General features: G+C 70.7%; 22 protein-coding genes and 1 pseudogene. 12 read left to right on the top strand and 11 right to left on the bottom strand.

Annotated elements, in window-relative coordinates:
- Positions 1-204: 204 nt before the first annotated feature.
- The 3 genes from ABZ215_RS37165 to rsgA form a co-directional block, all read right to left on the bottom strand.
- The gene (locus ABZ215_RS37165) at positions 205-1,029 is read right to left on the bottom strand and encodes a hypothetical protein (RefSeq protein WP_354955185.1); all 825 of its coding nucleotides are present in this window, start codon (positions 1,027-1,029) and stop codon (positions 205-207) included.
- An 85-nt stretch (positions 1,030-1,114) separates the two neighbouring features.
- The gene (locus ABZ215_RS37160) at positions 1,115-1,942 is read right to left on the bottom strand and encodes a hypothetical protein (RefSeq protein ID WP_237339569.1); all 828 of its coding nucleotides are present in this window, start codon (positions 1,940-1,942) and stop codon (positions 1,115-1,117) included.
- Positions 1,943-2,013: 71 nt separating this feature from the next.
- Positions 2,014-3,003, bottom strand: coding sequence for a ribosome small subunit-dependent GTPase A (rsgA, locus tag ABZ215_RS37155; protein ID WP_020420501.1), 990 nt, complete (start codon positions 3,001-3,003; stop codon positions 2,014-2,016).
- 108 nt (positions 3,004-3,111) lie between these two features.
- On the opposite strand from rsgA, the gene ABZ215_RS37150 reads away from it, so the two are divergent.
- A complete protein-coding gene (locus ABZ215_RS37150) occupies positions 3,112-3,882 on the top strand; it encodes an SOS response-associated peptidase (RefSeq protein ID WP_020420500.1) in 771 nt (256 codons plus the stop codon).
- Positions 3,879-4,487: an alpha/beta family hydrolase gene (locus ABZ215_RS37145; RefSeq protein ID WP_237339567.1), complete on the top strand. Its 609-nt coding sequence runs from the start codon at positions 3,879-3,881 to the stop codon at positions 4,485-4,487. Before ABZ215_RS37150 ends, ABZ215_RS37145 begins: the two co-directional genes overlap by 4 nt.
- A gap of 551 nt (positions 4,488-5,038) precedes the next feature.
- Here the strand turns inward: ABZ215_RS37145 and ybaK are convergent.
- On the bottom strand, positions 5,039-5,515 hold the full coding sequence (ybaK, locus tag ABZ215_RS37140; RefSeq protein ID WP_020420498.1) for a Cys-tRNA(Pro) deacylase: 477 nt from the start codon (positions 5,513-5,515) through the stop codon (positions 5,039-5,041).
- A 242-nt stretch (positions 5,516-5,757) separates the two neighbouring features.
- Between ybaK and ABZ215_RS37135 the strand changes: the two genes are divergently transcribed.
- From ABZ215_RS37135 to ABZ215_RS37125, 3 genes are all read left to right on the top strand, one after another.
- Positions 5,758-6,393 carry a sigma-70 family RNA polymerase sigma factor gene (locus tag ABZ215_RS37135; RefSeq protein WP_026153467.1) on the top strand — a complete coding sequence of 212 codons (636 nt, stop codon included), beginning with the start codon at positions 5,758-5,760 and terminating at the stop codon, positions 6,391-6,393.
- Positions 6,390-6,710, top strand: a complete 321-nt coding sequence (rsrA, locus tag ABZ215_RS37130) for a mycothiol system anti-sigma-R factor (RefSeq protein WP_020420497.1) — start codon at positions 6,390-6,392, stop codon at positions 6,708-6,710. Before ABZ215_RS37135 ends, rsrA begins: the two co-directional genes overlap by 4 nt.
- Before the next feature lie 247 nt (positions 6,711-6,957).
- Positions 6,958-8,463, top strand: a complete 1,506-nt coding sequence (locus tag ABZ215_RS37125; protein ID WP_237339566.1) for a PAS domain-containing sensor histidine kinase — start codon at positions 6,958-6,960, stop codon at positions 8,461-8,463.
- 1,157 nt (positions 8,464-9,620) lie between these two features.
- On the opposite strand, the gene ABZ215_RS37120 is transcribed toward ABZ215_RS37125, so the two are convergent.
- Positions 9,621-9,872: a WhiB family transcriptional regulator gene (locus ABZ215_RS37120; RefSeq protein ID WP_026153466.1), complete on the bottom strand. Its 252-nt coding sequence runs from the start codon at positions 9,870-9,872 to the stop codon at positions 9,621-9,623.
- Between the two features lie 264 nt (positions 9,873-10,136).
- A complete protein-coding gene (locus tag ABZ215_RS37115; RefSeq protein ID WP_354955183.1) occupies positions 10,137-11,048 on the bottom strand; it encodes a diacylglycerol kinase family protein in 912 nt (303 codons plus the stop codon).
- Positions 11,049-11,313: 265 nt separating this feature from the next.
- Here ABZ215_RS37115 and ABZ215_RS37110 point away from each other — a divergent pair, with 265 nt between their 5' ends.
- Positions 11,314-11,784 carry a hypothetical protein gene (locus ABZ215_RS37110; RefSeq protein ID WP_354955181.1) on the top strand — a complete coding sequence of 157 codons (471 nt, stop codon included), beginning with the start codon at positions 11,314-11,316 and terminating at the stop codon, positions 11,782-11,784.
- On the opposite strand, the gene ABZ215_RS37105 is transcribed toward ABZ215_RS37110, so the two are convergent.
- The 3 genes from ABZ215_RS37105 to ABZ215_RS37095 all read right to left on the bottom strand — a co-directional run bounded on the left by ABZ215_RS37105 (position 11,781) and on the right by ABZ215_RS37095 (position 14,093).
- On the bottom strand, positions 11,781-12,263 hold the full coding sequence (locus ABZ215_RS37105; RefSeq protein ID WP_017984698.1) for a GNAT family N-acetyltransferase: 483 nt from the start codon (positions 12,261-12,263) through the stop codon (positions 11,781-11,783). The genes ABZ215_RS37110 and ABZ215_RS37105 overlap by 4 nt on opposite strands.
- Positions 12,264-12,311: 48 nt before the next feature.
- Positions 12,312-13,418, bottom strand: a complete 1,107-nt coding sequence (locus tag ABZ215_RS37100) for a cobalamin-independent methionine synthase II family protein (protein ID WP_354955179.1) — start codon at positions 13,416-13,418, stop codon at positions 12,312-12,314.
- 93 nt (positions 13,419-13,511) lie between these two features.
- Entirely contained in the window at positions 13,512-14,093 is a 582-nt protein-coding gene (locus ABZ215_RS37095; RefSeq protein ID WP_020420492.1) for an acid phosphatase, read from the bottom strand.
- A 58-nt stretch (positions 14,094-14,151) separates the two neighbouring features.
- On the opposite strand from ABZ215_RS37095, the gene ABZ215_RS37090 reads away from it, so the two are divergent.
- On the top strand, positions 14,152-14,619 hold the full coding sequence (locus tag ABZ215_RS37090) for a hotdog fold domain-containing protein (RefSeq protein WP_354955177.1): 468 nt from the start codon (positions 14,152-14,154) through the stop codon (positions 14,617-14,619).
- Here ABZ215_RS37090 and ABZ215_RS37085 read toward each other — a convergent pair.
- Positions 14,613-15,257, bottom strand: a complete 645-nt coding sequence (locus ABZ215_RS37085; protein ID WP_354955175.1) for a hypothetical protein — start codon at positions 15,255-15,257, stop codon at positions 14,613-14,615. The two genes, ABZ215_RS37090 and ABZ215_RS37085, sit on opposite strands and share 7 nt — an antisense overlap.
- A gap of 126 nt (positions 15,258-15,383) precedes the next feature.
- Here ABZ215_RS37085 and ABZ215_RS37080 point away from each other — a divergent pair, with 126 nt between their 5' ends.
- Both ABZ215_RS37080 and ABZ215_RS37075 read left to right on the top strand, forming a co-directional pair.
- Complete coding sequence (locus ABZ215_RS37080) at positions 15,384-16,982, top strand: GMC oxidoreductase (RefSeq protein WP_354955173.1); 1,599 nt, start codon at positions 15,384-15,386, stop codon at positions 16,980-16,982.
- Positions 16,983-17,059: 77 nt separating this feature from the next.
- On the top strand, positions 17,060-17,704 hold the full coding sequence (locus ABZ215_RS37075) for an acyltransferase (protein WP_354955171.1): 645 nt from the start codon (positions 17,060-17,062) through the stop codon (positions 17,702-17,704).
- Positions 17,705-17,708: 4 nt separating this feature from the next.
- On the opposite strand, the gene ABZ215_RS37070 is transcribed toward ABZ215_RS37075, so the two are convergent.
- Positions 17,709-18,311: a dTDP-4-dehydrorhamnose 3,5-epimerase family protein gene (locus tag ABZ215_RS37070; protein ID WP_354955170.1), complete on the bottom strand. Its 603-nt coding sequence runs from the start codon at positions 18,309-18,311 to the stop codon at positions 17,709-17,711.
- A 338-nt stretch (positions 18,312-18,649) separates the two neighbouring features.
- On the opposite strand from ABZ215_RS37070, the gene ABZ215_RS37065 reads away from it, so the two are divergent.
- From ABZ215_RS37065 to ABZ215_RS37055, 3 genes and pseudogenes are all read left to right on the top strand, one after another.
- A complete protein-coding gene (locus tag ABZ215_RS37065) occupies positions 18,650-19,870 on the top strand; it encodes an NADP-dependent malic enzyme (RefSeq protein ID WP_354955168.1) in 1,221 nt (406 codons plus the stop codon).
- Between the two features lie 58 nt (positions 19,871-19,928).
- A complete protein-coding gene (locus ABZ215_RS37060; RefSeq protein ID WP_354955166.1) occupies positions 19,929-21,017 on the top strand; it encodes an ATP-binding cassette domain-containing protein in 1,089 nt (362 codons plus the stop codon).
- A gap of 161 nt (positions 21,018-21,178) precedes the next feature.
- Positions 21,179-22,366, top strand: a pseudogene (locus tag ABZ215_RS37055) (S8 family peptidase); the annotation flags it as partial.
- Positions 22,367-22,482 lie beyond the last annotated feature (116 nt).

Raw genomic sequence — 22,482 nt, 5'->3', positions numbered from 1 at the left:
ACGTCATCTACGCCATGCTCCGCAACAAAACCCACTACCGACACCCAGCCCCGACGCCCGCTGCCGCTTGACAACCCCATAGGGACACCCCCCGGTCGGATCACCTCTGCCGGGTGAACTACCGGACATATGTCGCGAAGGGACACTCGCGTTACGGAAAACGGCGCGGTCCCGGCGAACCGAGACCGCGCCGCGACAACCGGTTCAGCCGCCGATCTTGAGCTCGCCCACCTGGTCGGCGGGCGGGGCGGTGACGTTGACCGGGGCGCCCCAGTCGCTGTACTTCATCGTGATCTTCGCCTGCTGCGCCTCGGCGGGCGCGCCGACGGCCTGCATCACCGGGCCGAGGTCCTGCGTGATCTGCACCGGCAGCTGGTCGCTGTTCAGCCACAGCTCCATCGGGTAGGTCACGTTCATCGACTTCAGCTGCTCCAGCGTCTCCGCGGGCAGACCGGACGAGGCCAGCTCGTCGGACGCCTTCGCCACGTCGATGGTGACCCAGTAGTGGCTGACCTGCTGCCCGTCGAGCGTGGTCTGCTCGCTGCGGGTGATCGTGCCTGCCTTCTCGATCTGCTCCAGCGTCTTCGACGGGTCGTTCGACTCGGCCTGCTCGAGGCTCGCGCCCAGCGTCTTCGCGGCCTCGCTGCCCTCCGGGAACGTCGCCCACGGCTTGCCACCGGTCGCGGCCTGCGCCTCCTCGGGCAGCTTGAGGTAGAGGACCTTGTCGACGATGCGCATCTCCTGGCTCTGCCCGCCGACGGACATCGTCATGGCGATCGCGCTGTCGGGGCCGTTGAAGCGGCCCTCGCCGGAGCCGGTCATCTGCTGCCCGGCGATCGAGCCGGAGATGGTGAACTTCGCCGACTGCACCTGACCGGTCTTCGCCGACGCCGCCCGGACGAGCTCCTGCACGTCGCCGAACAGCGCCGGGCCCGCGGTCCCGCCGCTGGAGCCGGACTCCCCGCCACCACACGCGGTGAGCCCGAGCACCAGCGCCAGGATCCCGGACGCGAGAGCGGTTTTCTTCATGTGGAACATTCCCCTTTGGTCGGGGCCACCCGTCTTCGGGCGGCTAACGGGGATATGTCCCAAGAGGACTCCCGCGTTACTTCTGTCAGGCCGCGGTCTTCAGCTCGCCGACCTGATCCGCGGGCGGGGCCGTGACGTCGACCGGCGCGCCCCAGTCGCGGTACTTCATCGTCATCGTGGCGCTCTGCGCGCCGGCCGGCGCGCCCGCCGCCTGCATCACCTGCGTCAGGTCCTGCGTGACCTGCACGGGCAGTTGGTCGGAGTTGAGCCAGATCTCGACCGGGATGACGGCGCCGGAGTTCTTCAGCTTGTCCAGCACCTCCGGCGGCAGTTCACCGGTGTTGAGCGTGCCGGTGGCCTTCGCGACGTCCAGGTTGACCCAGTAGTGGCTCACCGGCTGCCCGTCGAGCGTGGTCTGCTCGCTGCGGGTGATCGTGCCTGCCTGCTGGATCTGATCCAGGATTTGCGTCGGGTCACCCTGGGCGGCCTGGTCCATGCTCGCGCCGATGGCCTTGCCGGCCTCGCTGTCCTCCGGCACCTTCGCCCACGGCTTGCCGCCCTCGACCGCCTGCGCCGCCTGTTCCGGCGGCAGCTTCAGGTAGAGAACTTTGTCCACGACCCGCATCTCCTGGCTCTGCCCGGCGACGGTCATGGTCATGGTCATCGCCGGCGAGGGCCCGGTGAAGCGCCCTTCGCCGCCGGCGTTCAGGGTCTGGCCTGCCACCGAGCCGGTGAGCGTGAACTTCGCAGTCTGCGCCTGGCTGGTCTTGCCGGACGAGGCCAGCACCAGTTCCTGGGCGTTGCCGAACAGCGCGGGCGTCTCGCCGGCCTGCCCGGATTCCGCGGTCGAACCACAGGCGGTGGTGCCGGCGACCAGCGCCAGCGCACCCGCCAGAAGAGCGATTTTGCGCATGACAAGAATCCCTCAGTCGAATGTCCCCCAAGTGGGTTGTCACCGACAGGGATGGGCAAAACCGGCGAAGATCAAACCTCCATGCCCGCCCGCGACGCGAGCAGGCGGCGCAGCGACGGCAGCCGGCGCTTGTCCTCGACCTCGTCGAGCATGCAGTCCGGGTCCTCCGGCGGCCCCAGGTGCCCGCACCCCGGTGGGCACTCCTCGGCGGCCTCGGCGAACTCGTCGAAGGACGCCACGATGTCGTTGGCGGTCACGTGCGCGAGGCCGAACGACCGCACACCGGGCGTGTCGATCACCCAGCCGCCGTCGGGCAGCGGCAGCGCGACGGCCGCGACGGACGTGTGCCGTCCCTTGCCGACCGCGCTGACCTCACCGGTGGCCAGCTCGGCGTCCGGCACCAGCCGGTTCACCAGTGTCGACTTGCCGACCCCGGAGTGGCCGACGAGCGCGGACACCCGGCCGCGCACGGTGTCGGCCAGCGGCAGCGAATCCTCGTCGAAGCGGGTCACCACCGCAGGCACGTCCAGCTCGGCGTAGCGGGACAGCAGCTCGTCCGGGCTCGCCAGGTCGGCCTTCGTCAGGCACAGAACCGGCTGCAGGCCACCGGCGTAGCACGCGACCAGGCAGCGGTCGATGAACCCGGGCCGCGGCGGCGGATCGGCCAGCGCGGTGACGATGAGCAGCTGCTCGGCGTTGGCGACGACCACCCGCTCGAACGGGTCGGTGTCGTCGGCCGTGCGGCGCAGCAGGCTGGTGCGCTCGTCGACCCGGACGATGCGGGCCAGCGTGCCCGGCTCGCCGCTGGTGTCGCCGACCAGACCCACCTGGTCGCCCACGACGACCGGGGTCCGGCCCAGCTCACGGGCGCGCATGGCGGTGACGAGGCGGCCGGGGTCGCTGTCGATCGCGCAGGTCCAACGGCCGCGGTCGACCGCGATCACCATCGCCTGGGTGGCGTCGGAGTGGGTCGGCCGCCGCTTGCTGCGCGGGCGCGAGCCCTTTCCCGGGCGCACGCGGACGTCGCTTTCGTCCAGATCGCGCCAGTCCCTGCGTGCCAAGCTCCGAGCCTCCTTCCGAGCACAGATGATCCCCCATCCCGCTCGCCAGTGGTGCGCCACCCGTGTCACGATGGGTTATCCGCAGCCGGTCCGAAGGAGTTGGGCGAGATGTGCGGCCGCTACGCGGCGAAGAAGAACCCGGCCGACCTGGCCCAGGAGTTCGACGCCGTGGACGAGACCGACGGCAAGGCGCGCGAGGCCGACTACAACGTCGCGCCGACGAAGAACGTGGTCACCGTGGTGCAGCGGCACCCGCGGGACGCCGACGGGCAGGTCCTGGAGGACGAGCCCGCCGTGCGCAGCCTGCGGGTCATGCGCTGGGGGCTGGTTCCGTTCTGGGCCAAGGACGTGTCCGTCGGCAACCGGATGATCAACACCCGCGCCGAGACTGCCGCCGAGAAGCCGGCCTTCAAGAAGTCGCTCGCGCAGCGGCGCTGCCTGGTGCCCGCCGACGGCTGGTACGAGTGGCGGCGCACGGGCAAGCAGAAGGAGCCGTTCTACATGACCCGGCCGGACGGCCACTCGCTGTCCTTCGCCGGGATCTGGGACACCTGGCGCGACCCGAAGGATCCGGACGCCCCGCAGCTGATCACTTTTTCGATCATCACGACCGACGCGGCCGGGCGGCTGACCGACGTGCACGACCGGATGCCGCTGGTCATCCACGAGCGGAACTGGGCCGAGTGGCTCGACCCGGACCGCACCGAGGTCGGCGAGCTGCTGGCGCCGCCGATGGACCTGATGGAGACCATCGAGCTGCGGCCGGTGTCCGACCGGGTCGGCAACGTGCGCAACAACGGCCCGGAGCTGATCGAGCGGGTCGAGCCTGCCACCGACCTGGACGCCGCCGACGCCCTGTTCGACCTGCCGAAACCATGACCCGGATCGAGATCCCGACACCGCACGGCCCGGCCATGGCGGAGCTGCATTGCGCGCCCGACGGCGAGGCGGTGCTGATGCTCGGCCACGGCGCCGGCGGCGGGATCGAGGCGAAGGACCTGGTCGCGGCCACCCGCGCGGGGCAGGCGGCCGGGGTGCACGTCGTGCTGGTCGAGCAGCCCTACCGGGTGGCGGGCCGCAGGGCGCCCGCGCCCGCCAAGCAGCTGGACACGGCGTGGCTCGCGGTGGCCGAGGAGCTGTGCGACCGCTTCGACGACCTGCCGATGGTGTTCGGCGGCCGCTCGTCGGGGGCGCGGGTGGCGTGCCGGACGGCGGCGGCCGGGCAGGCGGTGGCCGTGTTGTGCCTGGCTTTCCCGGAGCACCCGCCGGGCAAGCCGGAGAAGAGCAGGCAGGCCGAGCTGGACGCGGTGGAGGTCCCGACGCTGGTGGTGCAGGGCGAGACCGACGCGTTCGGCTGCCCGAAGCCGGGGCCGCACCACGAGGTCGTCGTGGTGCGCGGGACGCACGCGCTGGACGCCGACCTGGAAGCGGTGTACCGCACGGTGCACGAGTGGCTCGCGAAGGTGCTGCGGCCGCTCACGTAGGCGGACGGCGGCTGTCTGCCCGGAGAGGCGTCCGAGGCACGGTGCTCGCCGCGGCGCCGGTCAGCGCGATGGCGGCTGGGTGCCGTCCGCTGGGTCAGGTGCGGATGGGTGCCGCGGTGGCGGAGGTCGGGTGCACCAGGTCGACGGGCGCCAGTTCTATCTAGGCTGCTGCGGCGGCTGATCGGGGGCGGGCCGCCTGCCTGGCGCTGCACCGGGGGCGCCGTGGCTGGGTGCCGTCCGCCGGGTCAGGCGTGGATGGGTGCCACCGTCGCCGAGGTCGGGCGTACCAGGTCAGCGGGTACCAGTTCTATCCAGGCCGCGGCGGCGGCTGATCGGCGGCGGGGGCCGCCTGCCTGGCACCGCACCGGAGGCGCCGTGGTCGCGTGCCGTCCGCTGGGTCAGGTGCGGATGGGTGCCACGGTGGCGGAGGTCAGGCGCACCAGGTCGGCGGGCGCCGGTTCCGCCTCCGGGCCGCGGTGGCTGATCGGCGGCGGGGGCCGCCTGCCTGGGCGCCGCACCGGAGGCGTCGTGGCTGGGTGCCGTCCGCTCGGTCAGGCGCGGATGGGTGCCACCGTCGCCGAGGTCAGGCGCACCAGGTCGGCCGGCGCCAGCTCCACCTCCAGGCCGCGACGGCCGGCCGAGCAGTAGATCGTCTCGAACTTCTCCGCCGTCTCGTCGATCACCACCGGCAGCCGCGAGCGCTGGCCCAGCGGTGAGATGCCGCCGAGGACGTATCCGGTCGCGCGCTGGGCGGCCGCCGCGTCCGCCATCTTCGCCCGCTTGCCGCCGGCCGCCGCGGCCAGCGCCTTCAGGTCCAGCTGCCCGGTGACCGGCACCACGCCGACCGTCAGCTTTCCGTCCACATCGGCCACCAGCGTTTTGAACACGCGGTCCGGTTCGAGCCCGAGCGCCTCGGCCGCTTCCAGGCCGTAGGACTCGTGCTTCGGATCGTGGTCGTAGGCGTGCAGCTTGTGCGCGACTTTCTGCTTCGCGAGCAGGGCGGTCGCCGGCGTTCCCTTCCCGGCCATGGGGTGCACGGTAGCCGGGAGGCGCAAGTCCTTTTCCCGCGGCGGGGAATGTGCCCGGATCGTGCGGTGTTGACACGGACGTGCCGTCAAAGCTTGCTGATCGACGAGCCCGTGTGCAGGCCGTCACCCGCCCGGCCGGTGTACCCGGCCCGGCCAAGCCCGTCCGCGTATCCTCCAAGCTGTCGTATGCGCACCCGGCCACGGGTGCGGACCGCTTCGACGCGGATGGGAAAGGGAACGGTTTGCCGAGCACGCAGAACTCCGCGGTGCCCGAATCCGGCTCCGAGCAGGAGCCGGTCGAAGAGCGCGCCGAGCGCTTCGAGCGCGACGCGATGCCGCTGCTGGACCAGCTGTACTCGGCCGCTCTGCGCATGACGAGGAACCCGGCGGACGCCGAGGACCTCGTGCAGGAGACCTACCTCAAGGCCTACGGCGCGTTCGCCTCCTTCAAGGAGGGCACGAACCTCAAGGCCTGGATGTACCGCATCCTCACCAACACCTACATCAACGGGTACCGGAAGCGTCAGCGTCAGCCGGTGCAGCAGCCCACCGAGGAGATCACCGACTGGCAGATCGCCCAGGCGGAGAGCCACACCTCGAGCGGTCTGCGGTCGGCGGAAGTCGAGGCGATGGACCGGCTGCCCGACAGCGACGTCAAGGACGCGCTGCAGCAGCTGCCGGAGGAGTTCCGGCTCGCCGTGTACCTCGCCGACGTCGAGGGCTTCGCCTACAAGGAAATCGCCGAGATCATGGACACGCCGATCGGGACCGTGATGTCCCGCCTGCACCGTGGCCGCGCCCAGCTGCGCAACCTGCTCGCCGACGTCGCGCGCGAGCGCGGCTTCATCCGCGGCGCCAAGCAGGAGGTAGCGCGATGACCACCGGTCGTGAGCCGCACAAGGACGACGTCCGCTGTTCCGAGGCGCTCGCCGAGATCTTCCTGTTGCTGGATCGCGAGTGCAGCCCGGAGCGGGACGCGCAGCTGCGCAAGCACATCGAGGACTGCCCGCCGTGCCTCGAGGAGTACGGCATCGACGAGCAGCTCAAGCAGCTCCTGCACCGCAAGTGCGGCGGCGACACCGCACCGGACGAGTTCAAGCAGAAGCTGCGGGCGTCGATCTACCAGACGGTCGAGCGGCGCGGTGACGTGACGATCGAGCGGACCGAGGTCCGGCTCGAGCAGAACGCGGAGTAGTACCCCGGACACGACGAAGGCCCCGGTGCGCCGCACCGGGGCCTTTCTCGTGCCCGAACTCAGCTGTTGGGCTTCTTGCCGTGGTTGGCGCCGTTCTTCCGGCGGTCGCGGCGCTTGCGGGCTCGCTTCGACATGCCTGCTCCTTCCCTGGTCGCGATCTGCCCACCAGTGTCTCAGGCTCGCCCCGGCGGGTGCCGGGAAGGTCCCGCTCTGGTTCACTTGAGCTGCCCCGAGGAGGAGTACCAGCGTGACGACACTTTCCGACCTGCTGGCCGAGAACACCGGCCTGTCCGGCGAGGCGGCGGACCACCTGCAGGCCGTGGTGGCCGAGTGGCAGCTGCTCGCCGACCTGTCCTTCGCCGACTTCCTGCTGTGGGTGCCCGTGTCGCCGGAGCACAACGAGCAGGGCGGCGACTTCGTGTGCGTCGCGCAGGCCCGCCCCACCACGGCGCCCACCGCGCACCCCGAGGACGTGGTCGGCACGCGGTTCACGGTGGAGGACCACCCGCAGCTCGCGCGGGCGATCCGGGAGGTCCGGATCTGCCGCGAGGAGGACCCGCACTGGTACCGCGACCTGCCGATGCGCCGCGAGGCGATCCCCGTGACGTTCGGCTCGAACGTGATCGCGGTGCTGTCCCGTGAGACGAACCTGGCCGCGCCGCGCGTGCCGAGCCCGCTCGAAGTGGCCTACCTCGGTAGTGCGGGCGACCTGTGCCAGATGATCGTGGACGGCACGTTCCCGCACGTGGACAGCCAGACGGACGTGCACACGAGCCCGCGGGTGGGGGACGGGCTGATCCGCCTGGATGCGGCCGGGAACGTGGTGTTCGCGAGCCCCAACGGCCTGTCGGCCTACCACCGGATGGGGCACGAGTCGGACCTGGTGGGGACGCGGCTGGCGCCGTTGACGCGGTCGCTGATCCGGGACCCGTTCGACGCGACGGAGGTCGCCCACCGGATCCTGGACGCCCTGGACGGGAAGCCGGGCAGCCGCACGGAGGCCGAGTCGCGGCGGGGCGCGGTCGTGTTGTTCCGGGCGTTGCCGCTGCGGCCGCACGGGCAGCCGGCGGGGGCGCTGGTGCTGTGCCGGGACGTGACCGAGGTGAAGCGGCGGGACCGGGCGTTGCTGTCGAAGGACGCGACGATCCGGGAGATCCACCACCGGGTCAAGAACAACCTGCAGACGGTGGCCGCGTTGCTGCGCTTGCAGTCACGGCGCACCTCGAACGCCGAGGCGAGGCAGGCGCTGACGGAGTCCGTCCGGCGGGTCGCGTCGATCGCGATGGTGCACGAGGCGCTGTCGGTGTCGGTCGACGAGCGGGTCGACCTGGACAAGCTGCTGGACAACGTGCTGCCGATGGTCGGCGAGGTCGCGACCGCGGAGTCGCGGGTGAGCATCAGCCGGTCCGGCTCGTTCGGGGTGGTGGTCGCCGAGATCGCGACGCCGCTGGTGATGGTGCTGGCGGAGCTGGTGCAGAACGCGGTGGAGCACGCTTTCCCGGACGGGCGGCCGGGCAAGGTGGAGATCGTGGTGAGCCGCTCGGCGCGCTGGCTGGACGTCCTGATCCGCGACAACGGCCGGGGGTTGCCGTCCGGGTTCTCGCTGGAGCGGGCTGACGGGCTGGGGCTGCAGATCGTGCGCACCCTGGTGGAGTCGGAGCTGCGGGGTTCGCTGTCGTTGCGAAAGCTCCGCGACGGCGCTGCGCGCGGCACGGAGGCCGCGTTGAGGCTGCCTCTGGGGCGGCGGCCGTAGTTTCTTGGGGCCTGCTTCGGGTGGGCGGGTTGTATTCGCGTGGGTGGGTCGGCGCGAGGTGACCACTGGCACCTGTTTGAGGTGGCCAGTCGTGGCTGCTTGAGGTGGCCGGTCGTGCTCGCGTGAGGTGACCAGTCGCCCTGGGTGTGCGAGGTGGCCGGTGGTTTTGCGCGTGAGTGGGCCAGTCGCGCCCGGGTGAGGTGGCCGCTGGGTGACTGCGTGAGGTGGGCGGTCCCGCGTGCGTGAGTGGGCCAGTCGCGCCGGGTGAGGTGACTGCTGGTGACTGCGTGAGGTGGGCGGTCCCGCGTGCGTGAGTGGGCCAATCGTCCCTGCGCGGGATGGCCGGTCGTGCTCGCGTGAGTGGGCCAGTCGCGCCGGGTGAGGTGGCCGCTGGGCGACTGCGTGAGGTGACCGCTGGCGCTCGCGTGAGATGACCGCTGGTGACTGCGTGAGGTGGCCGGTCGTGCGGCCCGCGGTGAGTGGGCCAGTCGTGCTTGCGTGGGGTGGCCACCGGTGCGTGCGTGAGATGGCCGGTCGTGTGCCCGCACGAGTGGGTCAGTCGCGCCGCGCGAGGTGGCCAACCGTGCCCGCGCGGGTGGGCCAGCGGTGCTTGGAAGGTGCGAGAGGGCCAACGGTGCCGAGGCGAGAGGGCCAATGGTGGCCGAGGCGAGAGGGCCAATGGTGCCTAGGTGAGAGGGCCAATGGTGCCTAGGTGAGAGGGCCGACGGTGCCGTTGCGAGTGGGCGTCTCACGCGGGGTGGGAGGCGCCCAGGTAGGGCGGCGGCCGGTGCAGGTGATGAAACGGAGCAGTTGCCAGGCAGGAGCGGCAGCTGGAGCTGGCCCGAGCAGGAGCGGATGCCGGACGGAAGCAGCAGCCAGCGCCGGGCGGGCAGGAGCCGGGGCTGGGGCCGAAGCGGAACCTCACCGGGCGTCCTGGGGCAGTGAGGCATGGGGCGCCGTGGAGGCACCGTGTGGCAGCCGCTCAGGCGAGAGCAGCCGAAACCCAAAAACCCTGCTCAGGACGTTCAAAGGCCCGGCACCCGCGGGAGGTGGGGGCCGGGCCTTCGAACGTTAAGTGGGGGCGTGTGAGCCCCTGCGTCAGGTCCCGCGTACTCTCGTAAGAGACGCGTTAAGCGACGCCGCAGCGCGTGGAGAGGTCAGGCGGTGCGCATGCCGATGTGAGCACGACGGCGCTTCAGGGCACGGCGCTCGTCTTCGCTCATCCCGCCCCAGACACCGGAGTCCTGGCCGCTGGCCAGGGCCCAGGCCAGGCACTCGGACGCTGCCGGGCAGCGGTGGCATACGGCTTTCGCCTCGGCGATCTGCAGCAGCGCGGGACCGCTGTTCCCGACAGGGAAGAACAGCTCCGGGTCCTCGTCGCGGCAGGCAGCGTCGTGGCGCCAGTCCATTTCTGTGAGCTCCTTCTCGGGGCGCAGAGCGTGCTGCGCCACAGGTCGTCATGGCGGATCGTTTCTTGGGGTGCTTGTGAATGCTTTCACGAAGCACCGCTTTCGACAAGTGTTTTCGCAACATCGGTGAGTCAGCTCACCTGGTCAGGCGACCCCGCTGACCTGCGGTTTCTCTCCGAAACGGCCTTCGCGGGGGAAGGACGATGCGGTGAGTGGACCGTGTGCGTCGACGAACGGCAAGTTGCAGATCGCCGGACCGATCACTCACGCCAGCACGGTCAGCACGTCGGGCACGCTCGTGAAGTCCACCTGCGTCCGACGGCCGATCAGGTCGCCGTCGACCTGGAAGTTTACCGGCTCCTCGGTCGTCACGCTGAGTTTCGCCAGGTCGTCGTACTTCACGAGCGCCTTGCCGCGGTGCTCGGCCTCCGTCCGCAGCGCCTGGCGGACGTGCCGGAAAACCAGCGGCAGCGACAGCTTGCGCAGCGCGAACAGCCCGAGACCCCGCTCGAAGGAGCTGCCGGTGTTGAGGTGGACGGGCCGCTCACCGAGGTAGCTCCACGGATCCGTGTTCGACACGAACGCCATCCGCACCTCGGCCGGCTCCTCGCCCGGCACGTGCACGGTGAGCGGCAACCGGGGCGAGCGCGGGCGGAAGTAACACGTCACCGCCGCCCGCATGTACAGCAGCGCGTTCGTCTGCTTCCCGCGCCGGTCGGCGACCGTGGCCACCACGTCGGCGTCCCAGCCGAGGCCCGCGTTGAAGGTGAACCACCGCCCGTCCGCCAGGCCCAGCCCGACGCGGCGGCTGCGGCCCGACTCGATGGCCGACAGCAGCTGGTGCGTGGCCTCCACGGGGTCCCGGGAAATGCCGAGGGCGCGCGCGAACACGTTGGCCGACCCGCCGGGCACGACGCCGAGCGCGGGCAGCTGCGTGGCAGGCCCGTCGGCGAGCAGGCCGTTGACGACCTCGTTCACCGTGCCGTCACCGCCGTGGGCGACCACCAGGTCGACTCCGTCCCGTGCGGCGTCCCTGGCCACCGCCAGCGCGTGGCCGCGGTAGTCGGTCTCCACGACCTCCAGCTTCACCTGGCTGGCCAACGCGTGCGCGAGCACGTCCCGCCCGCCGGCCGTCGTGGACGTGGCCTGCGGGTTGACCACCAGAATCGCGCGCATATCCGCAGGGTAGGCCAATCGGGCGCATCCCAAGCGTCAGCGCGAACCTCATCACTGCGAAAAGACTGCCGGTTGACCTCCCGTCGTTCGGCACGGTCCGTTCGTCGTGACAAGTGCACCCCGGGCGTCCGCCGGCTCATCGACGACACCCAGATCTTGACGCGGATGGCCGCGGTTCGAAAACGGCCGACCGGGTGGCTTAGTATCGATGGCGTTCACACACGGTCACCCGTGCCGCTCAGCCGCTGGTGGAAGGCCCTTCGCGATGGCGCTCGCCGACAAGATTTCACCCGCTCCGCGCGAGGTCAGGGTGGCCGGCGCGCTGACCGTCCTGCCGGGGATCGGCCTGGTGGTGTTCGGCGCTCTGCTGTTCGCCTCGCCCGGTGACTCCATGCCGCTGACCAGCGTGCTCGCCGAGGGCGCCTTCTACGTGCTGTTCGGGCTCGCCGTCGTCGGCTGCGGGATCGGACTGCTGTTCGGCCACACCTGGGCCCGCTCGCCGGGGCTGGTGATGGCGCTCATCACCGCCGGCGTCGGCTGGTACATGGCCGGGCCGTCCGGGCGGCCCGGGTTCGGGGTGCCGATCATCGTCCTCGGGGTGGCGATCATCGTGCTGCTGTTCCGCCAGCCCGCGCGGGCGTGGGCGCTCGGGCAGCACGAGGACGAGACCGAGGAGGAGGCCGCCGAGCGCGGCGGGATGGCCGGCCGCCGCCGGGAGCGCGGCGAGGAGGACTAGGCGAGCTTCGCGAGCTTGTCCAGGGCGGTGTCGGTGAGGCGGTAGACGGTCCACTCGTCCATGGGCGTCGCGCCGAGGGACTTGTAGAAGCCGGTCGCCGGGTTCCAGTCCAGCACCGACCACTCCAGCCGCGCGAAGCCGCGGTCGACGCACTCCTTCGCAAGCGTCGCCAGCAGCGCCTTGCCCAGCCCGGACCCGCGCAGCTCGGACTTGACGAACAGGTCCTCCAAGTAGATGCCGTGCACGCCGCGCCAGGTGGAGAAGTTCAGGAACCACAGCGCGAACCCGACGATCTCGCCGTCCTGCTCGGCGACGTGCCCGAACACCGCGGGGCTGTCGCCGAACAGCGCCACCCGCAGGCGGTCGGCCGTCAGGTGGCAGTCCTGCGGCGCCTTCTCGTAGGCGGCCAGTTCGTGCACCAGCTGCGCGACTTCGTCCACATCGGACTCGCGGATACGGCGGATGCGGCTGTCGGGCATGGGGACTCCCAGGATTCGGCGGGTGAGCTGCACCCGATCCTGCCAGACTCAGACCCCGCCCCAGACCCGCTGCGCCACCGAAACCGTCAGGTCCAGCTTCCGGCGCTGATCATCCCAAGTCAGCGGGTTTCCCTGCACCTCCGATGCGAACCCGCACTGCGGGCTGACCGCCAGATCCGCCAGCGGGACGATCCGCGCGGCCTCGTCCACCCGCCGCGCGAGCTCGTCGGGATCCTCCAGCTCACCGGTCTTCGTCGTGATCAGGCCCAGCACGACCCGCAGCCCGTCCGGCACGTGCTGCAGCGGCTCGAAGGTGCCCGCACGTTCGGTGTCGTACTCCAGCAGCCAGTGGTTCACCGGGATGCCGCCGAACACGTCCGCCGCGATGTCGTCGTAGAAGCCCTCGTTGAACCACTGGCCGCGGTAGTTGCCGCGGCAGATGTGCATGCCCACGGCGACGCCGCGGTCGCGCAGCAGCCGGACGACGGCCGCGTCGGCTTCGATGCAACGTCGCAGCAGGTCCCGCGCGTCGATGCCCTCCGACGCGAAGAGCCCGAGGATGCGTGGATTGGCGAAGGCGATGAAGCACGGCGCGTCGATCTGGACGTGCCGGACGCCGTCCTCGGCGAGCGCCGCGGCCTCCTGCAGCAGGACGGCCGCCAGGTCGTCGACGATGTCGGCGCGGCTGGGGTAGTGCGGGCCGCTGACCCGCGGGTCCCAGTTGGCGACCACGAAGTTCGTGACCTCCGGGATGGTGACCTTGAACGGGCCGGGCGCGTGCGCGGCGAGGAAGGCGGCCTCGCGGTCGGTGAACCGTTCGCGGTAGGCGAGCTTGCCCCCGATGAGCCGGAGGATGTCGCTGTCCTCCTCGGCGTGGTCGCCGGACTGCCATTCCAGCGACGGCGCCTGCGCGGCGAAACCGTCCACGTGCTCGGTGAGCCTGCTCATGAAATCCGTTCGCAGGTACTCGCCGTCGGTGTAGACGCCGATGCCGCTGTCCTGCTGCACCGACAGCGCTACCAGGATCGACTCCTGCTCGACACGCCGCAGCCCGGCGTCGTCGAGCCGGCCCGCGGCGTGATCGGCGCGTGCCTTCAGCAGAAGCGGGGGACGGAGGAGGCTGCCGACGTGGGTCGCCCGGGCGAAGGAGTTCACGGCTCGACGCTAAGCGAGGCGGATGACGCCGGGCTGGCCTCGTTGACCTCGATTCAAGCGAGCTGACCGCGGTGCGGTGCGGGATCGCTACGGTCAGGACGGCGGGATGTTCAGGTGCTCGATCTTCGGCTCGCCGCGCTCGTCGCCGAGGACCGTCACCCCGGCCGGGTCCAGTCCGAAGTGGACGCCCGCGGTGGCGGGCAGCCCGATCCAGCGGGCGATCAGCACCCGGCTGAAGTGGCCGTGGCCGACGAGGATCACCTCGGTGTCGGCCAGCGCCGCGCGCACCCGCTCCAGCAGGGCGTCCGCGCGGGCGGTCACCTGCTCGACGGTCTCGCCGCCGGGCATCTCGTGTGTCCAGACGGTCCAGCCGGGCACGGTCTTGCGGATCTCCGGCGTGGTGACGCCCTCGTAGTCGCCGTAGTCCCACTCCGCGAGGTCTTCGGTCTGCTCGTCGATCCGCAGCCCGGCCAGCTCGGCCGTGCGCACCGCGCGCTGCCGCGGGCTGGTCAGCACCAGCGCGGGGCCCTTGCGGAGCGTCTGCAGGGTCAGGCCGGCGGCGCGCGCCTGGTTCTCCCCGGCGGGAGTCAGCGGGATGTCGGTGCGGCCGGTGTGCTTGCCGTTCACCGACCACTCGGTCTGACCGTGGCGGAAGAGGAAGAGCTCGTGGTCCACGTTTGCGAATATAGCCACCGGTCTGCTTTGCTACCGGTCGGTAACTTAGGAGGCGCCGGTGGTTTCGACCTACTCGCTGTGGCAGCGGCTGAGCGCGCTGCCCGGCGGCAAACGACTGTTCTCGACCGCGATTTGCCTGCGTGTGCCCTATTTCGGCTCGGTGCTGCCGACCGTGGAGGAGCTGCGTCCCGGCTACTGCGCGGTGCGCGCGCCGAAGTGGTGGGGTGTTCACAACCACATCGGCACATTTCACGCGATCGCGGCGTGCAACCTCGCGGAGATCGCGATGGGGATGCTCGCCGAGTCGACCCTTCCCGCCACGCACCGGTGGCTGCCCAAGGGTATGACGGTGCGGTACGTGGCGAAGGCGGAGACGAGCCTGCGGGCGGTCGCCGAGCTGCCGGAGATCCCGGAGTTCGGCGGCGAGGGCGTGGAACTGCCGGTGCCCGTCGTGATTTCCGACCGGGCGGGCAAAACTGTCGTCACCGCCACCATCACGATCTGGGTGACGCCGAAGCGTCAGTAGTCGCGCAGGCGGACCGTCGTGGTCTGGGCGTAGGAGTTCGTGCCGGACGCGGCGGGCAGGTCGAGGCGGCGGTCGACCACCCGGCCCAGCGGGCCGCAGTTCTCCGTCGCGGGCACGGCCAGTTCGTGGTCGTAGGTGGCGAACTTCAGCGTCAGCGGGTCGGTCGAGACGACCTCGGTCGGCCCGTCGGCCTGCAGGACGGAGTGGATGACGCCGGTCGCGCAGTCGCGCGGCAGGTAGGGCGCGTCGAACTCGGCGACGAGGTCGATCTCGCCCTTGCGCTCGTCGTTGGACTGGAAGTCGGAGTGGCCGCCGTACCCGAACCGCACGGTGGCGCGGGGGAGCCCGGGCACCGCGACCGGTTCGGATCTCAGCGCGCCGAACACCTGCGCGTACTCGCCGTTCAGCTGCCCCTCGGCGAAGGTCAGGCGCATCGGTCCGAGCGGGAGGTCCCGGACGTCGCCGAAGGACATGGTGGCGGTCGAGTCGAGCACCTCGCAGCGCCACTGGCCCGGGTCCGCGCCGGCGGGCAGGGCGGGGCAGTCGGCGAACGTGTCCTCCGCGGCGCGGGCGGGGAGAGCGCTGGTGGCCGTCAGGGCGAGTGCGGCGACGGCGGCCGCTGCGAGTGCGATCTTCATGATCCAAATCCTGTCCGACCTGCGCAAACGACACCATCGGGGAAAGCCCGGAGCCGACCCTGGCATCGCGCCACTAGGGATTAACACCGTTTACAAAGCAAGGTCGATCCGAATATGGTTCGCGTTATGTCCCTCTCTCGACGCCGGTTCCTCGGCCTGACCGCGCTCAGCTCCGCCGCCACGCTCGGGCTGACCACGATCTCGACCCGGACCTCCGCCATGGCGGCCACCGACTACTCGCCGGCCGTCGTCGTCGGCACCGGCTACGGCGCCGCCGTCACGGCGCTGCGCCTCGGGGCGGCCGGCGTCCCGACGCTGATGCTCGAAATGGGCCAGCTGTGGAACACACCGGGCGAGGACGGCAAGATCTTCTCGGACATGCTCAGCCCGGACCGCCGGTCGTCGTGGTTCAAGAACCGCACGGAGGCGCCGCTGGCCTCGTTCCTGTGGCTCGACCTGGCCAACCGGAACATCGACCCGTACGCGGGCGTGCTGGACCGCGTGCACTTCGGCGACATGTCGGTCTACGTCGGCCGCGGTGTCGGCGGCGGCTCGCTGGTCAACGGCGCGATGGCGGTGACCCCGAAGCGCTGGTACTTCGAGGAAATCCTGCCCGAGGTCGACGCCGACGAGATGTACGGCACGTACTACCCGCTCGCGAACTCCATGCTGGGCGTCAACAACATCGACCCGGACTGGTTCGAGACCTGCGACTCCTACCAGTTCGCGCGTGTCTCGCGGAAGCACGCGCAGAAGACCGGGCTCAAGACCACGTTCGTGCCCAGCGTCTACGACTTCGACTACATGCGCCGGGAAGAGGCCGGCGAGGTGCCGAGGTCCGCGCTGGCGTCGGAGGTCATCTACGGCAACAACCACGGCAAGCGCTCGCTGGACAAGAGCTACCTGGCGGCCGCGCTGGGCACCGGCAACGTCACCATCCAGACGCTCACCGAGGTCCGCGACATCGCCCAGCAGCAGGACGGCACGTACACCCTGACGGTGCGGCAGATTGACGCCGAGGGCAACGTGCTCGGCGCGCGCCAGCTGGGGACGAAGTACTTGTTCCTCGGCGCCGGAAGCCTCGGCTCGACCGAGCTGCTGGTGCGGGCGCGCGACACCGGCAAGCTGCCGGACCTCGGCGAGGACGTCGGCCAGGGCTGGGGCACCAACGGCAACGTCATGCTGGGCCGGGCCAACCACGTGTGGGACCCGGTCGGCCCGGTCGAGTCGGGCATGCCCGCGCTCGGCATCGACGCGTGGGAGGACCCGGTCAACCCGGTGTTCGCCGAGATCGCGCCGGTGCCCGCCGGGCTGGAGACGTGGGCGAGCCTGTACCTGGCGATCACGAAGAACCCCGAGCGCGGATGGTTCTCCTACGACCCGGGCGCCGACAAGGCGGTCCTGCAGTGGGACGTCGCGCAGGGCCAGCCGTCGATCGACGCGGCGAAGAGCCTGTTCGACCGCATCAACTCGGCGAACGGGACGATCTACCGCTATGACCTGTTCGGCGACACCCGGGCGTTCGAGAACCGGTTTACGTACCACCCGCTGGGCGGCCTGGTGCTGGGCAAGGCGACCGACCTGTACGGGCGCGTGAAGGGCTACCGCAACCTCTACGTCACCGACGGCTCGCTCATCCCGGGCAGCACGGGCGTGAACCCGTTCGTCACGATCACCGCGCTGGCGGAGCGCAACATCGCCCGCGTGCTGGCGGAGGACTTCTAGCCCGTATCAGCCGACGGGCGAACGAGACGTCCGGAATCCGCCAGCGCGCTCGCGGCCGGTCGGCCGAGAATCCGGTCGTGATCGTGCGAGCGCGGGGAATCCGCATCCGGCACCGCGGGTGTGAACCGCAGGTCCACCCCACCGCCTACATCGCCCCGACGGCCACACTCGTCGGCGATGTCCGCGTGGGGCCGAGGGCGCGGGTCATGTACGGCGCGGTGCTCGATGCCGAGGGGTCTCGGATCGAGGTCGGGGAGGCGGCGGTGATCTGCGAGAACGCGGTGTTGCGCGGGTCCGCGGTCGCCGGCGACCAGCCGGTGCTTCTCGACGACCACGTCTTCGTGGGACCACATGCCACGCTGCTGGGCTGCGAGGTCGGCCGGTGCGTCTACGTGGCGACCGCGGCGACGGTCCTGCAGCGCGCACGGTTGGGGCCCGGCTCGGTCGTCGCTGTCGGCGCGCTCGTCCACGCGCGCACCGTTCTGCCGGACGAGTACTTCGTGCCGCCGCACACCGTGGCGCTCGACGCGCCGGTGCGGCTGCTGGCCCCTGGGGATCCGGGCCTGGCCGAGGCCGTCCGGCGGGTGGGCTTCGCGCAGGCGGCGTTCGGCGTCGACGCGGAGTGGACCGACCGGATCAGCCGGTACGAGCGCATCGCGGAGGTGCGCGTCGCCGAGTTCGGCGCGCACGCGGACGATGAGAGTGTGAACGTCGCCGGTTGAGGCTCTAGCCCGCGCGGAGTTTTTCGTAGTGGGCGACGCAGTCGGCGTAGACCGGCAGCAACCCGGCGGCGGCGGCCTCGGCGAGAGCCGGGGCCGCTTCGTCCTTTTCGGACAGGATCGGCGTGACGTCCGACGGCCAGGGGAGCTTCAGCTCGGGGTCGAGCGGGGTGATCCCGTGTTCGCCCGACGGGTTGTACCCGGTCGAACAGAGGTAGGCCATCACGGTGTCGTCCTCCAGCGCGACGAACGCGTGCCCGAGGCCTTCCGCGATGTATACCGCGCGGTAGTCCACCGAATCGAGCCGCACGGCGTCCCAGGTGCCGAACGTGGGCGAGCCGACCCGCAGGTCCACCACGACGTCGAGCAGCGCGCCACGCGGGCAGTAGACGTACTTCGCCTGGCCGGGCGGCGTGTCGGCGAAATGCACTCCCCGGATCGTCCCCCGCCGGGACACGCTGTGGTTCGTCTGCGCCACGTGCAGCGGGTGCCCGATCGCCTCGACGAGCGCCGCCTCCTGGAACGGTGCGACGAAAAGGCCGCGGTAGTCCGGGAACGAACGTGGCGTGAACTCGTAGGCGTCGGGAACGGCGAGCTGGCGGACCTCCATACCGCAACCCTAGCGGGGCACTCCCAAGCCGGACGGACGTCTTGCTAGAACCCCGTTGACCTCCCCTTTTTGTGACATCAACCGCACCTCGGCATCACAACCGGTGCGGAGCCTGCAACACTGGGGGGACCGCCGCGTCCGCGGCCGTCGCCTCACCAAGGGCTCCGCACGGCCGAGACGGACGCCGAGCCGGCTGCCGGCGCCACCGCGCCCGGGCTACCGAGCTGCGAGATCAACCACGCCACTGGGGGATGGGGCAGTGTCCCCGCACACGGTCCCGGGAGGGATTCATTTCCATGACCTACGCTCAGACCTCTGATACGAGGGCAGGGACATCGATGAACGACGAGGTCAGCAAGAGCACGGCGGCCGAGGCAGTGCCGCCGACGGGTACCGACTACTCGCCGGTGACCGACGACGAGATCTTCCGCGGTCACGAGGGCGGCAAGCTCTCGGTGGCGGCCACGCGCCCGATCTCGCAGCCACGCGACCTCTCCATCGCCTACACGCCGGGGGTGGCCAAGGCGAGCCGCGCCATCGCCGAGAACGCCGAGCTGGCCCAGCGCTACACGTGGGCGCACCGGCTGGTGGTCGTCGTCAGCGACGGTACCGCGGTGCTGGGGCTGGGCGACATCGGCGCGAGCGCGTCGCTGCCCGTCATGGAGGGCAAGTCGGTGCTCTTCAAGACCTTCGGCGGCCTGGACTCGATCCCGCTGGTGCTGGACACCAAGGACGTCGACGAGATCGTCGAGACGCTGGTGCGGCTGCGCCCGTCCTACGGCGCCGTCAACCTGGAGGACATCTCCGCCCCGCGCTGCTTCGAGCTGGAGGACAAGCTCAAGGAGGCGCTGGACTGCCCGGTCATGCACGACGACCAGCACGGCACGGCGATCGTGACGCTGGCCGCGCTGCGTGGCGCGAACCTGGTGCTCGACCGGGACATCAAGCAGCAGCGGGTAGTCGTCTCCGGCGCGGGCGCCGCGGGTGTCGCGTGCGCGAAGATCCTGCAGGAGGCCGGTGTCGCCGACGTCACGGTGCTGGACTCGCGCGGCATCATCCACTCCGGCCGGGACGGGCTGAACCCGGTCAAGGAGAAGCTGGCCCAGACCACCAACAAGGCCGGTCTGCGTGGCGGGCTGGCCGAGGCGCTGCGCGGCGCGGACGTGTACCTGGGGCTGTCCGGGTCCACGATCGAGCCGGAGCTGCTGGCCGACATGGCCGATGACCCGATCGTGTTCGCGTTGTCCAACCCGGACCCGGAGGTCCACCCGCACGAGGCCGCCAAGTACGCGGCGATCGTGGCGACCGGGCGCAGCGACTTCCCGAACCAGATCAACAACGTGCTCGCCTTCCCCGGCGTGTTCCGGGGTGCGCTGGACGCCGGCGCGCGGGCGATCACCGAGAACATGAAGCTGGCGGCCGCCGAGGCGATCGTCGCCGTCGCGCAGGACGACCTGGGGCCGGACCGCATCGTGCCGAGCCCGCTCGACCCGCGCGTCGCCCCCGAGGTCGCCGCGGCCGTGGCGAAGGCGGCGATCGAGGACGGCGTCACCGGCTAAGCTGGACCTTCCCGGAGGCGCTGGGCGCGTCTCCGGGAAGGCTTTTCGCTGGGAGGGCGTGTTGATCGAGTTCGACGGCGTGACCAAGCGCTACCCGGACGGCACGCTCGCCGTCGACGACCTGAGCCTGACGGTCGAGGACGGCACCATCACGGTGTTCGTCGGGCCGTCTGGCTGCGGGAAGACGACGTCGCTGCGGATGATCAACCGCATGGTCGAGCCGACCTCGGGACGGGTGCTGCTCGACGGCAAGGACATCCGCGAGCAGGATCCGCCGGTGCTGCGGCGCGGCATCGGGTACGTGATCCAGAACGCCGGGTTGTTCCCGCACCGGACGGTGCTGGACAACGTCGCGACCGTGCCCGTGTTGTCCGGGTGGGGCAAGCGGAAGGCGCGCGACCGCGCGGCCGAGCTGCTGGAGATCGTCGGTCTGCCCACGGAGCTGGGGAAGCGTTATCCGGCGCAGCTTTCCGGTGGTCAGCGCCAGCGGGTGGGGGTCGCCAGGGCGCTGGCCGCGGACGCGCCGGTGCTGCTGATGGACGAGCCGTTCTCGGCCGTCGACCCGATCGTGCGCGAGGGCCTGCAGGACGAGTTGCTGCGGTTGCAGTCGCAGCTGGGCAAGACGATCGTGTTCGTCACCCACGACATCGACGAGGCCGTGCGGCTGGGCGACAAGGTGGCCGTGATGCGCGTCGGCGGGCGGCTCGCGCAGTACGGCACGCCGGCCGACGTGCTGCGGCACCCGGTGGACGACTTCGTGGCGTCCTTCGTGGGCCGCGACCGCGGCTACCGTGGACTGTCTTTTGTGGACGCTACGGGCGTGGAAGTTCGTTCGGTGGCCACGGTTTCCTTGGGTGACAACGTCTTCGGTCCGACGGAGGAGTGGCTGCTCGCGGTGAACGACTCCGGGCAGCCGCGGGGCTGGCTGGCTCCGGGGTCCAGTGTGGGCGGCGAGCTGGCCGAGTCGGACCTGGTCGCCGGTGGTTCGCTCTACCGGCGCGGCACGTCGGTGCGGGGTGCGCTGGACGCGGCGTTGTCGTCGCCGGCCGGGCTGGGTGTCGTGGTGGACGAGACGGGCAAGGCCGTGGGCGCGGTGACGGCGCGGCAGGTGCTCGACGTGATCGAGGGCGTCCCGACAGCGGACTGATCCAGACCGGGCGGCTGGTCCGCCCTACTTTCGCCGGGAGCCACCCGGGTGCCAGTCCTTCCGCGGGGCGGTGACGCGGTCCTACCGTGAAAAAGTCTCACCCCTTGCGGTGCGGTGGGCGATTCCCCAGCTCATCGCGCCGGCCCTGCCAAGGAGGACTCATGTCCAAGTCCCTGCTCAGCAAGGCCAGATCAGCCGGTGTGGCGCTCGTGGCCGCGGCGGTCGCGAGCGTCGGGTTCACCGCCCCGGCTTCCGCCCAGGAGGGGTCGATCGTCGGCGCGGATGCGCCCGGCGCGATCTCCGGCAGCTACATCGTGGTGTTCAAGGAATCGGCGTCGCCGGTGTCTTCGCTGGTCAGCGAGGTGACCGGCAAGCTCGGCGGCAACGTGCGGCAAACGTTCTCGCGTGCGCTGCACGGCTACTCGGCGACGATGAGCGAGTCGCAGGCGAAGCGGGTCGCGGCCGATCCGTCGGTGGCGTTCGTCGAGCAGAACCGGCGCGTGACGATCACCGCCACGCAGTCGAATCCGCCGTCGTGGGGCCTGGACCGCGTCGACCAGCGCAACCTGCCGCTGAACCAGGCGTACAACTACTCGACCACCGCGTCGAACGTGCACGCCTACATCATCGACACCGGCATCAACCTGACGCACAGCGACTTCGGCGGCCGCGCGACGTCCGGCTACGACTTCGTCGACGGCGACTCGAACGCCAGCGACTGCAACGGCCACGGCACGCACGTCGCCGGAACTGTCGGTGGTTCCGCGTACGGTGTGGCCAAGGGGGTGCAGTTGACCGCCGTGCGGGTGCTCGACTGCGAGGGTTCGGGCACCTACGACCAGGTGATCGCCGGCATCGAGTGGGTCACCCAGAACGCGGTGAAGCCGGCGGTGGCGAACATGAGCCTCGGCGGCGGCGTGTCGACGGCGGTGGACAACGCGGTGAAGGCGTCGATCGCGGCGGGCGTGACGTACGCGGTCGCGGCGGGCAACAGCAACACGAACGCCTGCAGCTCGTCGCCGTCCCGCGTCCCGGCGGCGATCACCGTGGGAGCCACGACGAGCACGGACGCACGGGCGAGCTACTCGAACTACGGGAGCTGCCTGGACATCTTCGCGCCCGGCAGCAGCATCAAGTCGGACTGGATCGGCAGCACGAGCGCCACGAACACCATCAGCGGCACCTCGATGGCGACGCCCCACGTCGCTGGAGCCGCAGCGCTCTACCTGGCCACCCACACCTCGGCGACGCCCCAGCAGGTACGAGACGCACTGGTGGCAGCGGCCACCACAGGCAAGGTGACCAGCGCAGGAACGAACAGCCCCAACACCCTGCTCTACACGGGCGCATAGCGCCATCTTGAACAAAACCCCGAGCTGGGTGGTCATCCCGTCGCCTGACACGCAACGATCACCTTGAGCCAGGGCCGCAACCCAGGCCGCCAACCGGCGGCCGAACATGCCAA

It is taken from the genome of Amycolatopsis sp. NPDC006131, from assembly GCF_040614175.1.
GTDB classification, from domain to species: Bacteria; Actinomycetota; Actinomycetes; order Mycobacteriales; family Pseudonocardiaceae; genus Amycolatopsis_E; species Amycolatopsis_E tucumanensis.
The sequence above is the reverse complement of the archived record's forward strand: the minus strand, read 5'-3'. Positions and strand labels throughout refer to the sequence as shown.